At 36.5% G+C, this 12,713-nt stretch carries 16 protein-coding genes; 14 read left to right on the top strand and 2 right to left on the bottom strand.

Annotated elements, in window-relative coordinates; translation table 11 throughout:
* Nucleotides 1-8 precede the first annotated feature (8 nt).
* The 14 genes from fliN (at nucleotide 9) to ACLBWW_RS06680 (ending at nucleotide 11,571) form a co-directional block, all read left to right on the top strand.
* Complete coding sequence (fliN, locus tag ACLBWW_RS06745; RefSeq protein ID WP_000680010.1) at nucleotides 9-368, top strand: flagellar motor switch protein FliN; 360 nt, start codon at nucleotides 9-11, stop codon at nucleotides 366-368.
* Nucleotides 369-380: 12 nt separating this feature from the next.
* Entirely contained in the window at nucleotides 381-701 is a 321-nt protein-coding gene (locus ACLBWW_RS06740; protein WP_000121176.1) for a hypothetical protein, read from the top strand.
* Nucleotides 698-1,456 carry a flagellar type III secretion system pore protein FliP gene (locus ACLBWW_RS06735; RefSeq protein WP_001220582.1) on the top strand — a complete coding sequence of 253 codons (759 nt, stop codon included), beginning with the start codon at nucleotides 698-700 and terminating at the stop codon, nucleotides 1,454-1,456. The genes ACLBWW_RS06740 and ACLBWW_RS06735 overlap by 4 nt, the downstream gene beginning before the upstream one ends.
* Nucleotides 1,457-1,489: 33 nt before the next feature.
* On the top strand, nucleotides 1,490-1,765 hold the full coding sequence (locus tag ACLBWW_RS06730) for a flagellar biosynthetic protein FliQ (protein WP_001098085.1): 276 nt from the start codon (nucleotides 1,490-1,492) through the stop codon (nucleotides 1,763-1,765).
* Nucleotides 1,766-1,780: 15 nt separating this feature from the next.
* Entirely contained in the window at nucleotides 1,781-2,542 is a 762-nt protein-coding gene (locus ACLBWW_RS06725) for a flagellar biosynthetic protein FliR (RefSeq protein WP_001055716.1), read from the top strand.
* A 10-nt stretch (nucleotides 2,543-2,552) separates the two neighbouring features.
* A complete protein-coding gene (gene flhB / locus ACLBWW_RS06720; protein ID WP_099004569.1) occupies nucleotides 2,553-3,599 on the top strand; it encodes a flagellar type III secretion system protein FlhB in 1,047 nt (348 codons plus the stop codon).
* 24 nt (nucleotides 3,600-3,623) lie between these two features.
* Entirely contained in the window at nucleotides 3,624-5,690 is a 2,067-nt protein-coding gene (gene flhA / locus ACLBWW_RS06715; protein ID WP_099004570.1) for a flagellar biosynthesis protein FlhA, read from the top strand.
* A gap of 14 nt (nucleotides 5,691-5,704) precedes the next feature.
* Nucleotides 5,705-7,024: a flagellar biosynthesis protein FlhF gene (gene flhF, locus ACLBWW_RS06710; RefSeq protein ID WP_099004571.1), complete on the top strand. Its 1,320-nt coding sequence runs from the start codon at nucleotides 5,705-5,707 to the stop codon at nucleotides 7,022-7,024.
* Between the two features lie 42 nt (nucleotides 7,025-7,066).
* Nucleotides 7,067-7,840 (top strand): flagellar basal-body rod protein FlgG, encoded by a 774-nt coding sequence (locus tag ACLBWW_RS06705; protein WP_098131921.1) that lies wholly within the window; start codon nucleotides 7,067-7,069, stop codon nucleotides 7,838-7,840.
* A gap of 164 nt (nucleotides 7,841-8,004) precedes the next feature.
* On the top strand, nucleotides 8,005-9,303 hold the full coding sequence (locus ACLBWW_RS06700; RefSeq protein ID WP_447613954.1) for an NtaA/DmoA family FMN-dependent monooxygenase: 1,299 nt from the start codon (nucleotides 8,005-8,007) through the stop codon (nucleotides 9,301-9,303).
* A gap of 177 nt (nucleotides 9,304-9,480) precedes the next feature.
* Complete coding sequence (locus ACLBWW_RS06695; protein WP_048543379.1) at nucleotides 9,481-10,317, top strand: TrmB family transcriptional regulator; 837 nt, start codon at nucleotides 9,481-9,483, stop codon at nucleotides 10,315-10,317.
* Nucleotides 10,310-11,035, top strand: a complete 726-nt coding sequence (locus ACLBWW_RS06690) for an AzlC family ABC transporter permease (protein WP_048543378.1) — start codon at nucleotides 10,310-10,312, stop codon at nucleotides 11,033-11,035. Before ACLBWW_RS06695 ends, ACLBWW_RS06690 begins: the two co-directional genes overlap by 8 nt.
* Entirely contained in the window at nucleotides 11,026-11,337 is a 312-nt protein-coding gene (locus ACLBWW_RS06685) for an AzlD domain-containing protein (protein WP_048543377.1), read from the top strand. Before ACLBWW_RS06690 ends, ACLBWW_RS06685 begins: the two co-directional genes overlap by 10 nt.
* A 63-nt stretch (nucleotides 11,338-11,400) precedes the next feature.
* Nucleotides 11,401-11,571: a DUF3951 domain-containing protein gene (locus ACLBWW_RS06680; protein WP_000602248.1), complete on the top strand. Its 171-nt coding sequence runs from the start codon at nucleotides 11,401-11,403 to the stop codon at nucleotides 11,569-11,571.
* A gap of 25 nt (nucleotides 11,572-11,596) precedes the next feature.
* Here the strand turns inward: ACLBWW_RS06680 and ACLBWW_RS06675 are convergent, their stop codons facing one another.
* Nucleotides 11,597-11,956 carry a hypothetical protein gene (locus ACLBWW_RS06675; RefSeq protein WP_098078426.1) on the bottom strand — a complete coding sequence of 120 codons (360 nt, stop codon included), beginning with the start codon at nucleotides 11,954-11,956 and terminating at the stop codon, nucleotides 11,597-11,599.
* Between the two features lie 171 nt (nucleotides 11,957-12,127).
* The gene (locus ACLBWW_RS06670) at nucleotides 12,128-12,712 is read right to left on the bottom strand and encodes a dienelactone hydrolase family protein (RefSeq protein WP_048543375.1); all 585 of its coding nucleotides are present in this window, start codon (nucleotides 12,710-12,712) and stop codon (nucleotides 12,128-12,130) included.
* Between the last annotated feature and the right edge of the window lies 1 nt (nucleotide 12,713).

Here is a 12,713-nt window from a genome sequence, read left to right as displayed (position 1 = left end):
GGATCCATATGAAGCATGAAGTATCTCCTGTGTCATTAATGGGATTAGAAGATTTTGCAGGAAAGCGAAATGAAGCGGGTAAAGCACATATTGATACCGTTTCAGACATTTCGATTGAACTTGGTGTAAAGCTTGGGAAGTCATCTATTACGCTCGGTGATGTGAAGCAATTAAAAGTGGGCGATGTTCTGGAAGTAGAGAAAAACCTAGGACATAAAGTAGATGTGTATTTAAGTAATATGAAAGTCGGCATTGGGGAAGCGATCGTAATGGACGAGAAGTTCGGTATTATCATTTCTGAAATTGAAGCCGATAAGAAGCAAGCTGCGCTTATGAAAGCGCAAAGTCAAATGCAAGATAAAGAGTAGAGGAGGAGTCATATGTCGTATATGACGACCTTATTTCAAGTCGTTTTACTGTTTGGTGCGCTCGGCTACGGTGCATATTATATGACGAAAAAGACGCGCAAGCAGCAGTTTTTTAAACAAGGTGAAAATGGCCATATTCAAGTAAAAGACGGTGTGTATTTAAATCATCAAACGAGCGCCTTTTTATTTGAAGTAGATGGTAAGCAAGTGTTCACTGTTATTAGTAATAACGGTGTACAATCTGTGCAATTAACAGGAACAGGAAATCAGTTTCAACAAGCGCTAGAAGACGCGGTGAAGAGTGAAACGAAAAAAGTAGAGGATCCATCATGAGAATAAAGAAACAGTTATCGTTATTAGCCGTTATTTTCGTATTTTCTATCGTTTTTTCAATTATTTTTGTAAATCCAGCGTATGCGGCCCCGAACGGTTTTATTAATTTCGAAAATGGAAAAGAGTTTACGAGTAATTCAAGTGTACAATTATTTGCGCTCGTTACCCTTTTATCATTATCTTCTTCTATCGTTCTATTATTTACACATTTTACTTATTTTATGATCGTTCTTGGGATTACACGTCAAGGACTTGGGGTAATGAATTTACCACCGAACCAAGTACTTGTTGGACTTGCCTTATTTTTATCACTCTTTACGATGCAGCCTGTACTTGGGCAGCTAAAGAGCGATGTGTGGGATCCGATGACGAAAGAGAAAATAACAGTAAGTCAAGCTGCGGAGACGACAGCTCCAATTATGAAAGAGTATATGTCAAAGCATACGTATAAGCATGATTTAAAAATGATGCTGAAAGTGCGCGGAGAAGAGTTGCCGAAAGATTTGAAAGATCTTTCCTTATTTACGCTCGTACCATCCTTTACGTTAACGCAAATTCAAAAGGGATTATTAACGGGGATGTTCATTTATTTAGCGTTTGTATTTATAGATTTGATTATTAGTACACTGTTAATGTACCTCGGGATGATGATGGTACCGCCGATGATTTTAAGTTTACCGTTTAAAATACTCGTTTTCGTATATTTAGGTGGATATACAAAAATCGTCGACATTATGTTTAAAACAGTCGCCTGAAGCGTTTGATGCTATGTGATAGGAGTCATATAAATGAATACGTCACCAATTATAGATATTTTTCAAACCTTTTTTTATAAAGGGGTTATGATTTTAATGCCGGTTGCCGGCGTAAGTATGATTGTCGTTATTATCATCGCTGTCATTATGGCGATGATGCAAATTCAAGAGCAAACGTTGACGTTTTTACCGAAAATGGCGAGTATCGTACTCGTTATTATCATTTTAGGTCCGTGGATGTTTCAAGAGTTAACGACGCTTATTTTAGATTTATTTGATAAAATCCCATCGCTATTGCGTTCGTACTAAGATAGGTGAACTGAAATGAATATGGAATTATGGGCGGCGACGTTTTTTGCGTTTTGCCGCATTACTTCATTTTTATATTTTTTACCGTTTTTCTCAGGTCGATCCATTCCAGCGATGGCGAAGGTTACAGTAGGACTTGCTCTTTCAATTACAGTGGCCGATCAAGTTGATGTCTCTCACATAAAGACAACTTGGGACGTTGCAGCTTATGCAGGAACGCAAATTGTAATCGGATTATCGCTTTCAAAAATTGTAGAAATGCTGTGGAATATTCCAAAAATGGCAGGGCATATTTTAGACTTCGATATCGGTTTATCACAGGCAAGTTTGTTTGATGTAAATGCAGGCTCACAGTCTACTTTACTATCAACAATTTTTGATATATTTTTTCTCATTATTTTTATTTCACTTGGCGGCATTAATTATTTCGTTGCCACGATTTTAAAGTCGTTTCAATATACAGAGGCGATTTCAAAATTGCTGACGACTAGTTTTTTAGATAGTCTACTCGCAACGTTATTATTTGCGATCACATCAGCGGTTGAAATTGCTCTTCCGCTCATGGGAAGTTTGTTCATCATTAACTTTGTTTTAATTTTAATCGCAAAAAACGCTCCGCAATTAAACGTTTTTATGAATGCGTACGTTATTAAAATTACATGTGGTATTTTGTTTATTGCGATGAGTGTACCGATGCTCGGTTATGTGTTTAAAAATATGACGGATGTATTGCTTGAGGAATATACGAAACTATTTAACTTTTTCTTAACGAAGTAGGGGGACGCACATGGCAAAGGATAATAAAACAGAAAAGGCCACCCCGCAGAAGCGTAAGAAATCGCGTGAAGAAGGGAATATTGCCCGGAGTAAAGATTTAAATAATTTGTTTTCCATACTTGTATTAGCAGTTGTCGTTTACTTTTTCGGAGATTGGTTAGGGTTTGAGATTGCAAATTCTGTAGCGGTGCTGTTTGATCAAATTGGAAAAAATACAGATTCGACCGAGTATTTTTATTTAATGGGTATTTTATTACTAAAAGTATCAGCTCCGATATTAATACTCGTATACGCTTTTCATTTATTTAATTATATGATTCAAGTCGGTTTCTTATTTTCTTCTAAAGTCATTAAGCCGAAAGCTTCACGTATTAACCCAAAAAACTATTTTACGAGATTGTTTAGTCGTAAAAGTTTAGTAGATATTTTGAAATCACTATTTTATATGGGATTAATCGGTTACGTCGCTTACATTCTCTTTAAAAAGAATTTAGAGAAAATCGTTAGTATGATTGGATTTAACTGGACTGCGTCACTTACTGAAATTATTAGGCAAATTAAATTTATCTTTTTAGCTATTTTAATTATATTAATCGTTCTTTCTATTATTGATTTTATTTATCAAAAATGGGAGTACGAACAAGATATTAAGATGAAAAAAGAAGAAGTAAAACGAGAGCATAAAGATAATGAAGGGGACCCGCAAGTAAAGGGAAAGCGAAAAAACTTTATGCATGCCATCTTGCAAGGGACAATTGCGAAGAAGATGGATGGTGCAACGTTTATTGTAAACAATCCGACTCATATTTCAGTCGTACTTCGGTACAATAAACAGGTTGATTCGGCGCCAATTGTCGTTGCAAAAGGGGAAGATGAGCTCGCATTATATATACGAACGCTCGCCCGCGAACAAGAAATACCAATGGTGGAAAACCGTCCACTTGCTCGTTCTTTATATTATCAAGTCGAGGAAGATGAGACGATTCCAGAAGATTTATACGTAGCTGTAATTGAAGTTATGCGCTATTTAATTCAAACGAATGAACTTGAAGTATAATAGCGCGGTTGGAGGAGATCTCTTGTGTTTAAGATAGATTCTGCAAGAACCTATTTTTCTATCTTTTTAGCAGCGTCATTCGTAGTGGCGCTCTTAATTCCACTTCCACCATTTATACTTGATATCGTTATCGTTTTTTTACTAAGTATGTCAGTGCTTATTTATATGCGAGCAACAAGTATTAACGAGTGGGATGAATTAAAGTCATTTCCGACGATGTTGTTATTAATCGGGATATTCCGCGTATCGATTAACGTATCGACGACGCGAGCGATTTTGACAGACGGAAATGCGGGGCATGTTATTGAAGAGTTCGGTCAGTTTGTAATTGGCGGGAACTTATTAATTGGTATCGTTATATTTACAGTATTAATCATATTCCAGTTTATCGTTGCAAACGGTGCATCTCGTACTGCTGAAGTTGCAGCTCGTTTTACACTTGATTCTTTACCCGGGAAACAAATGTCGATCGATGCGGATTTAAACCAGCGTATTATTACTGAAAAAGATGCACAGGAAAAACGAAAAAAGTTAAATATGGAAACAGAGTTTTACGGGGCGATGGATGGTGCCGGGAAGTTCATTAAAGGGGACGTTATTTTCGGGATTGTCATTTTATTCGTAAACATTATTTTCGGTTTAATTGTCGGGATGATGCAGCAGGGGATGAGTTTTGCTGATGCAGCTATTCACTATACACAGCTAACTGTCGGTGACGGAATCGTAAACCAAATCGGTTCGTTAATGCTTGCGATTTCAACAGGTATTATCGTAACACGTGTATTTGATGGTTCAGCGGATACAGTAACAGAAGGTATCTTTAAAGAGTTATTAGCACATGAAGTTGTTGTATATGCACTTGGTGGTTTATTTATTGCGATGGGTATTTTCACTCCGCTACCATTTCTACCGTTTGCTCTTGTTGGTGGAACAATTATTTTATTAGGAATTCGTAATAAAAACAGAATAAAGAAAGAAAAAGAAGATGAGCTTCAAAAAGAATTAGAAATGATTCAAGGCGAAGATGAGCAACTGCAACAAGTGGAAGATTCATTCGGAGTATTTACAGATAAATATCCAATTATAGTAGAACTCGGTTTAGATTTAGCAGCCCTTGTAAAGCAGAAAATTAACGGGGAAACAGCTCGTGATAAAGTTGTTTTAATGAGGAAGTCGATTATTACCGACCTTGGTATTAACGTTCCTGGCATTAACTTTAAAGATAATACGAGTTTTAGACCACGCGGACGTTACATTATTCGTATTAAAGGTGCGAAGGCAGCTGAAGGTGTTTTAAAATCAGGTTATTTATTAGCATTGAAAACACCGAATGTAATGGCCGATTTAGATGCAGAACCAGCGAAAGATCCAATTTTCGGTGAAGATGGATATTGGATTTTAGAGCATATGGTACAAGATGCACAAATGAAAGGCTATCAAGTATTAGAGCCGCTTAGCATATTAATTACACATTTAGATGTTGTCGTTAGACGTAATCTTCATGAGTTAATTCAGCGTCAACATGTAAAAGACTTAATTAACTCGCTTGAAAATGATAACGGTGTTTTATTAGAAGAGATTAAGAAGAAAGAAATCGACTTATCACTCGTTCAAAATGTTATTAAACAATTGCTAAAAGAGGGTATTTCTATTCGTGATTTACCAACTATTATCGAAGGTATTATTGACGGAAAAGAAATTTATCAAAATCATGTAGACGGTGTAACGTCATTCGTCCGTGAATGTATTTCAAAAGTGATTTGTGAAAATGCAAAAAATCCTGACGGTAAAATTTATGCGGCGCTCTTCTCAGATTCAATCGAGTTAGATGCGGATGTTGTAAATAATTCATACCAAGGTTACTTATTAAACTGGGATTTAGATTTAGAAACACGTGTTGTTGAACAAGTACAGCGTGTCTTTAAACAAGCTCGTTTAATGGGAAGAGAACCAGTATTATTAACGCGTAGAAAAGATTTCAGATTTGCGATTGTAAGACTTCTTGAGCGTTATCAAGTAGAAGCGCAAGTACTTTGTATTAGCGAATTAGCACCGGAAATTGTTGTAGATCAAATTGCCTATATTGAATAGTAGGGGGTGAAGTAATGGAAAGTACAGAAAAGAAAGAAGCGTTAATGCGAATAAAAGCAGCTTCGAAAAATGAATTGTATCGAAAGTTATTTGACCAATATGGTACAGATTATTATTACGTTGTCGATGAAAGTGTAAAACGAAATATCCCGTTTTTTTGGAAAAAGAATTATGAAATGTTAGTTGCTTTTCCAGAGGATAAACAGGAAGAAGTGAATGAAGGCACAGCTCAATTTCATGAACAACTAATGGATGTTGTAAATGATTCTTCAGAACAAATTGTGAAGGCGAACGGAATTCAATCGGTACTGCACAATTTAGAAAACGTGACGACTTCTATGTCATATGCGGCGATGCAAACAGGAAATAGTGAAGAATGGACAAGAAAGAAAGAGAAACTATTAAAGCTGTTTGAAAAAGGTATCGTCGTTGTGAAACAGACGGAAGAAACGAAAGTAGCGAAAGTAACAAAAAAGCAAAAAACTGTGAAAAAAGTTGTTCCGGTCAAGAAAGAAGAAGTGGTTGTAAAAAAAGAAAACGAAGAATCTGTACCGTTTATTATTCAAAAAGTAATTCGCATGCTAGAGCAAAACGATGTAGAACAATATTTCATTCATGCATATGCTGAAAAGTTAAAAGTGAAGTTTGAGAATGCGACGATGATTACAGAAGAAGAAGTGATCGGCTATATATTGGAAGATATGAGATCCCATTTCAATACGGAAAACGTTTTTGAAAAAGAAGTGCAAACAATTGCATTAATCGGTCCAACTGGAGTTGGAAAAACGACGACACTTGCGAAAATGGCGTGGCAGTTTCACGGTAAGAAAAAAACGGTTGGTTTTATTACGACAGACCATTCACGTATCGGGACAGTACAGCAACTGCAAGATTACGTAAAGACAATTGGATTTGAAGTAATCGCTGTACGTGATGAGGCTGCAATGACAAGAGCACTTACGTATTTTAAAGAAGAAGCGCGCGTCGATTATATTTTAATTGATACCGCCGGAAAAAATTATCGTGCGTCAGAAACAGTAGAAGAAATGATTGAAACGATGGGACAAGTAGAGCCAGATTACATTTGTTTAACGTTATCAGCTTCGATGAAAAGTAAAGACATGATTGAAATCATTACGAATTTTAAAGATATTCATATTGATGGTATCGTATTTACGAAATTTGATGAAACAGCAAGTAGTGGTGAATTATTAAAAATTCCAGCAGTATCATCAGCTCCAATTGTATTAATGACAGACGGACAAGACGTGAAGCAACATATACATATCGCTACAGCTGAACATTTAGCGAAGCAAATGTTGCAAACATCATAGAAAAGAGGTGAAGGATAAGGCAACTGCCTTATTCAAACGAGTATGAACGGTCTTTATATAGGTTCTATGGGTATGATGAATTACATGCAGCGCATTAATGTTCATTCGAATAACGTTGCAAATGCTCAAACGACAGGATTTAAAGCAGAAAATATGACTTCTAAAGTATTTGATGTACAAGACACATATCGCCGCGGAGATGGGGCTGTGACAAATATCGGTTCGACTGATTACGCTGTAGTACCAGCCGCAACGCATGTGAACTTAGTACAAGGAAATATACAAATGACAAATAGTGATACAGATTTCTTTTTAGATGACGGTACGGCCGGCACAGCTTCGTTTTTTGTTACATCTAAAAATAATGAAACGTTTTTAACGAGAGACGGTAGTTTTACATTAAATAGTGATCGTTATTTACAAACAACTTCAGGCGCTTTCGTAATGGGAGAGAATAATGAACGTATTCGTATTCCAGAAGGAGCAAAAGTAGCTGTACAAGCAGACGGTACGTTATATGATGCAGTAACACAAAATAATATTGCCCGCCTGCAAACAAAAACAGTAGATGCAGAAGCGAATGCACGTCTAATGCAAAGAGAGAACAAAAGCTTTGCGCTAGCTGAAGGGAATATTGCTGATTTACCGAACGGAACAGGGACAGTAAAAAACCATATGCTAGAAAATTCAAATGTAGATATGACGAAAGAGATGGCTGATCTTATGACAGATCAAAAAATGATTTCAGCGTCACAACGCGTTATGACTTCATTTGATAAAATTTATGAAAAAGAAGCGAATGAAATATTGAGATAAAAGACTTCCGTTAGCGGAGGTCTTTTTTTATTGCTTTTATTTCAGTTACATCATAAAATGATAATGATTATCAATATCATTTTATCTATTTTCATAAGAATGGAATTTCATAATGACAGCAACATTGCTTAACTAGGTAAATTAAAAACAAGGGAATGGTGTGAATGTCTACAAAAAAACAACTGTGCATTGGTTTATGTTTAATTTCTAGAAAGAAAGAGCAAGAGAGTGAGTTTAATTCAGGAATTGCTGAACAAGTAAAGTTAGCGAAACAGGCAGAAAAGGCTAAGTTAGATTTTGTTTTTAAGGCAGATTATTTAGTGGCGCACCCGGATTTAATTGCTCGTAATAAAGGGAATGTCATTTTAGATCCGACGTTACTGTTTACGGCTATTGCTTATGCAACAGAAAAAATTGGAGTCGTTACGACTGCGTCAACTTCGTTTTATCCACCATATATATTAGCGAGGCAATTACAATCTTTACACTGGATTAGTAACGGCCGAGTAGGGTGGAATATTGTCACATCCATTGACGGTGCAGAAAATTTTGGTGAGACAGAGATGCCATCATCTGAGGAACGATACGCGAAAGCGGCAGAATGTACAGCGTTAGTAAGAAAACTTTGGGGGAGTCATCCTAATGAAGTATTGAAAGTAGATAACTCTGATGTGATTAGAAAGATGGTAAAGCCTATTGAGCATAATGGTGAATACTTTAAGGTGAAAGGTCCACTTAATATTCCGCAGCACATTTCAGGGGAAATGCCATTATTTCAAGCTGGTGCTTCAGAGTCAGGACGGAATTTTGCTGCTTCTGTTGCGGATGCAATTTTTGCTGCAACGCCAGATGTAGAGTCAGGAATGGAACTGCGTCAAGATTTAAGAAGAAGAGCAAAGCAGCATGGCCGAAAGCAAGATGATATACGTGTATTACCTGGATTATATTTCTTTATAGGTGATACATATGAAGAAGCGTTAGACATGCATAGGCAAGCACATCAACATCTCACAAAAGAGAAGAGATATGCGTTACTCGAAATGGTTCTCGGATTAGACGTTAGAGGGATTCCGCTAGAAAGTAAGGTTACGGAAGAGATGCTGCCAAGCCGGGATCAAACTGTTCGCAGTAAAACTCATGCCGAATTATTACGGAACTTCATTATTAAAAATGAACCAACTGTTGAACAAATACTAGAACGCCCAGAAGTTGTTGGATCGGCTCATTGGGTTGCGGTTGGTACACCGCATGACGTTGCGAAACAAATTATGGATAGGTTTGAGGCTGGAGCGTTAGATGGATTTATCGCCATTCCAGGAGGACCTCCAAAGTCACTAAATCTATTCTTTAGTGAAGTTATTCCTCTATTCGTGAAAGCTGGTGTATTTAGGGAAGAGTATACAGGTTCTACTTTACGGGAGCATTTGGAGGAGAATCTATCAAATATGTTGCAACTAAAATAAGTGAAATAGTATGTAGAAAAAGCCTTCTCATGAAAGGCTTTTTATTTTCGGGTTAAATTTCAGAATTATCAATTGACTTTGTGGGTCTGTTTTTTTATATTAGTAGGTATACCAATAACTACTAACATATTTGTATCGTTTTGAGATGAGAGTTATATAGAATGTGAGGGATTGCCGATGGATGAAATTATAAAGGAATTACAAAAGTTAGGTTTTTCCCAGTATGAATGTAAAGCGTATATTGGACTATTAAAACATTCCCCAGTAACTGGGTATGAAGTGAGTAAACAGACAGGAGTACCTCGTTCGATGATTTACGAAGTGCTCGGTAAATTGATGGATAAAGGAGCAGTGCATATCGTTCCTACTGAACCAGTCAAATATGTACCAGTACCAGCTACGGAGCTAATGGATCGAATGCGAAAAGATTTTGAAAAGTCCTTTGAATTTTTAGACCGGAAATTAAATTGTTTAGAACAAGAGCGACAAATAGATGTAATTTCGCATATTCGCTCAAATGATCGTGTTGTAAAAGAAATATGCAATATAATTAATAGGGCGAAGGAAGAGCTATGGATTTCTGTTTGGGAAGATCAAGTGCATGAAATTGAGCCATATATTCGTCAAAAGGAAGAGGAAGGTGTACATATATTTTCAATCTTATTTGGCGCTCCTAATAAAAAAATAGGCGCGACGTTTCACCATAATTATATGACACCCCACGTTGTTGAAAAGAGAATGGGTGGTCATTTAACTGTTATTGCTCGTGATGGAGAGGAAGTATTAATTGCGAATTTCTCAAATGATAGTACTTCATGGGCCGTTACAACGTATGACCCAGCTTTAGTTCTCGTTGCTACAGAGTATGTGCGGCACGATATTATGATTGAAGAAATCACAAAGGAATTTGGAGCTGATAAGTTAGATACGTTATGGCGTGAAAATATAGATTTAGTTCATGTCGTAACAGGAAAACGAACGATAGAAGGAATGGAGGATGATACGAATGAGTAAAGCTCAGGCCCATGTAGCTTTGCAGAGCGATGATACATTTCAGCAAGGAGTAAAAGATTGTTTACCAACTGTATTTGGTTATTTAAGTATCGGTATAGCAGCTGGTGTAATTGCAAAAACAGCAGGTTTCTCCATCATTGAAATTGCATTTATGTCTACTTTAATTTATGCAGGTTCTGCCCAATTTATATTAGCCGGTATGTATGCAGCCGGTGCTCCTGCTTCAGCAATCATTTTCACCGTCTTTTTTGTTAATTTACGCCACCTTCTAATGAGTGCTGCCCTTGCACCATACTTTACGAAACTTCCGCTATTAAAAAACGTATTTATCGGTTCTCAAATTACAGATGAAACGTTCGGCGTTGCAGTGCAGCATGCAACGCAAAAAGGATATGTTGGTGACAGGTGGATGATGGGGTTAAATGTAACAGCATATTTAAATTGGATTCTTGCTACTATTATTGGCGGGCTGTTTGGCGAGTGGATACCAGATCCGCATACGTACGGCATGGATTATGCATTACCAGCAATGTTTATCGGATTATTTGTTCTTCAGCTCATAAGTAGTAAACCGAAACTAGCAATTCATCTTACTGTTGCAATTGTAGCGATTATGATCGCATACGTTTCACACTTATTTATGCCAGATAGTATAGCGGTTATTATCGCAACATTACTAGCTGCGACGATTGGAGTTGTGATTGAAAAATGGAAATGAGATTGGACGTACTATTACTTTTACTAGCAGCAGGAGCTGTCACACTCGTGCCACGTATTTTACCTCTACTCGTATTTAGCAAACTACAAATTCCAGACTGGGGTTTAAAATGGTTAAATTACATACCAATTGCGATATTAGCAGCACTTTTAGCCCAAGTATTATTTATGCATGAGACGATGCAGTGGGATTACCTTGTCGCAGCAATCCCAACATTTCTTGTAGCGATATATACTCGTAGTTTATTAGGTACAGTATTAACGGGAGTGATTGTGATTATTTTGTTACGTTTCTTTTTCTAAAAAGGATTACGCTCATATAATAGCGAAAGGTGTAATAACATGAAAGATATAGGGGGTGGTGTTATGATACTTTTAACGATAGGAGCAATTTTGTTAACGTTGTTTATTTTATTTATTATCGGCTTCGTCACGTTTATGATGTTTGTTGATAAGGCGACACCTCAAATATATTATACACCTTGTGAATCAGTGACAGTGAAAGCTAAAGGTAAACATAGAAGGAAGAAAAGTTGAAAGTTGGCTTTTCTTCCTTTTTCTATTACATCCCCGAAAGAACTAACAACAATAAACCAAATAGAAAACTAATAAAGGAAAGAAAACCAATACATATTGAGAACACACGATTGTTTCTCCATTCGCGCCAGAAAACGATACATCCTAAAATACAAAGGGAAAACCAAATGGGTAAGAATATGAACTCGCTAACTACCTCGGGAAGTAAACCATAAAAAGATGTTAAATATAAGATCCAATTTGTAAAAAATAAAATGTAAACAATAATAGATTGTAAGTAGGGGCGTTTGGAAAACTCCCCCTTTTTTACGTTTACAAAAATAATAGTTAGCGCTGAGAAAAAGGCAATGAATATGAAAATAAGTAAGAGTAATGTAAGCGTCATTTGAGCCTCCTTTATAAGAGTGTTTTTACCCCGCATTAATGGGCAGTAAGATCCCACCTCAAAATTCAGCTTAAGAAAAGAGGTTAGGTGGGGGATCAACTGCCCGTAAAAGCCCGATTGGTGAGGGCTAATAATTAGTGGGGGATAAAGAGTCCCCTACTGATTAAAGTGTCACTTTACAAGAAACGAATCTATTAAATGGTATGCCTGCTTTGTAGAGTTCTCGCTATATTTTTCAGTGTACGGATTTAGAAAACCATGTTCACCGTGTAGTTGTTGTATTTCTAGTAAAGGATTTTTTTGTTGCTGCAATGTTTGAATTAAAGAGGATACTGAAAAACTAACTTCTTTTTCAGGGAAAATAAGTAAGGTAGCACATGTTGGTTTCATATGAATATAGTCACGTATACGGGAACCGTAACATCCAATAATAAAATCTATTTTCGGATTGTTACTACATAGCCATGAGATGGTAGCACCAACACTAAAGCCGATAAGTCCAATATGTGTGTAATTACTAGAAAGATGAGTAATGAATTCTTCAATTTGCTTTTTTCCATCTTCAAATCCAATATGATTCATAAAAAAATGATATGCTTTTTCTTCATCACTATAAGTAAATGCATGTTGTGATTGTAGCAGATTAGGACAGAATACATCTATATGAGATGAAGTAAAGTGATGGATAACGTGATGCATATGGTCGTTCACACCATATATTTCATGAACAGCAATGAGAGCTAATTTTTTCTTCATC

The sequence above is a fragment of the Bacillus sp. M5A3_1b genome (genome assembly GCF_053345335.1).
The sequence above is the reverse complement of the archived record's forward strand: the minus strand, read 5'-3'. Positions and strand labels throughout refer to the sequence as shown.

Excerpts from the sequence above, each read along its gene's own strand:
- fliN (WP_000680010.1), top strand. The coding sequence starts at position 9 with ATGAAGCATGAAGTATCTCCTGTGTCATTAATGGGATTAGAAGATTTT.
- ACLBWW_RS06740 (WP_000121176.1), top strand. The coding sequence starts at position 381 with ATGTCGTATATGACGACCTTATTTCAAGTCGTTTTACTGTTTGGTGCG.
- ACLBWW_RS06735 (WP_001220582.1), top strand. The coding sequence starts at position 698 with ATGAGAATAAAGAAACAGTTATCGTTATTAGCCGTTATTTTCGTATTT.
- ACLBWW_RS06730 (WP_001098085.1), top strand. The coding sequence starts at position 1,490 with ATGAATACGTCACCAATTATAGATATTTTTCAAACCTTTTTTTATAAA.
- ACLBWW_RS06725 (WP_001055716.1), top strand. The coding sequence starts at position 1,781 with ATGAATATGGAATTATGGGCGGCGACGTTTTTTGCGTTTTGCCGCATT.
- flhB (WP_099004569.1), top strand. The coding sequence starts at position 2,553 with ATGGCAAAGGATAATAAAACAGAAAAGGCCACCCCGCAGAAGCGTAAG.
- flhF (WP_099004571.1), top strand. The coding sequence starts at position 5,705 with ATGGAAAGTACAGAAAAGAAAGAAGCGTTAATGCGAATAAAAGCAGCT.
- ACLBWW_RS06705 (WP_098131921.1), top strand. The coding sequence starts at position 7,067 with ATGAACGGTCTTTATATAGGTTCTATGGGTATGATGAATTACATGCAG.
- ACLBWW_RS06700 (WP_447613954.1), top strand. The coding sequence starts at position 8,005 with ATGTCTACAAAAAAACAACTGTGCATTGGTTTATGTTTAATTTCTAGA.
- ACLBWW_RS06695 (WP_048543379.1), top strand. The coding sequence starts at position 9,481 with ATGGATGAAATTATAAAGGAATTACAAAAGTTAGGTTTTTCCCAGTAT.
- ACLBWW_RS06690 (WP_048543378.1), top strand. The coding sequence starts at position 10,310 with ATGAGTAAAGCTCAGGCCCATGTAGCTTTGCAGAGCGATGATACATTT.
- ACLBWW_RS06685 (WP_048543377.1), top strand. The coding sequence starts at position 11,026 with ATGGAAATGAGATTGGACGTACTATTACTTTTACTAGCAGCAGGAGCT.
- ACLBWW_RS06680 (WP_000602248.1), top strand. The coding sequence starts at position 11,401 with ATGATACTTTTAACGATAGGAGCAATTTTGTTAACGTTGTTTATTTTA.
- ACLBWW_RS06675 (WP_098078426.1), bottom strand. The coding sequence starts at position 11,956 with ATGACGCTTACATTACTCTTACTTATTTTCATATTCATTGCCTTTTTC.
- ACLBWW_RS06670 (WP_048543375.1), bottom strand. The coding sequence starts at position 12,712 with ATGAAGAAAAAATTAGCTCTCATTGCTGTTCATGAAATATATGGTGTG.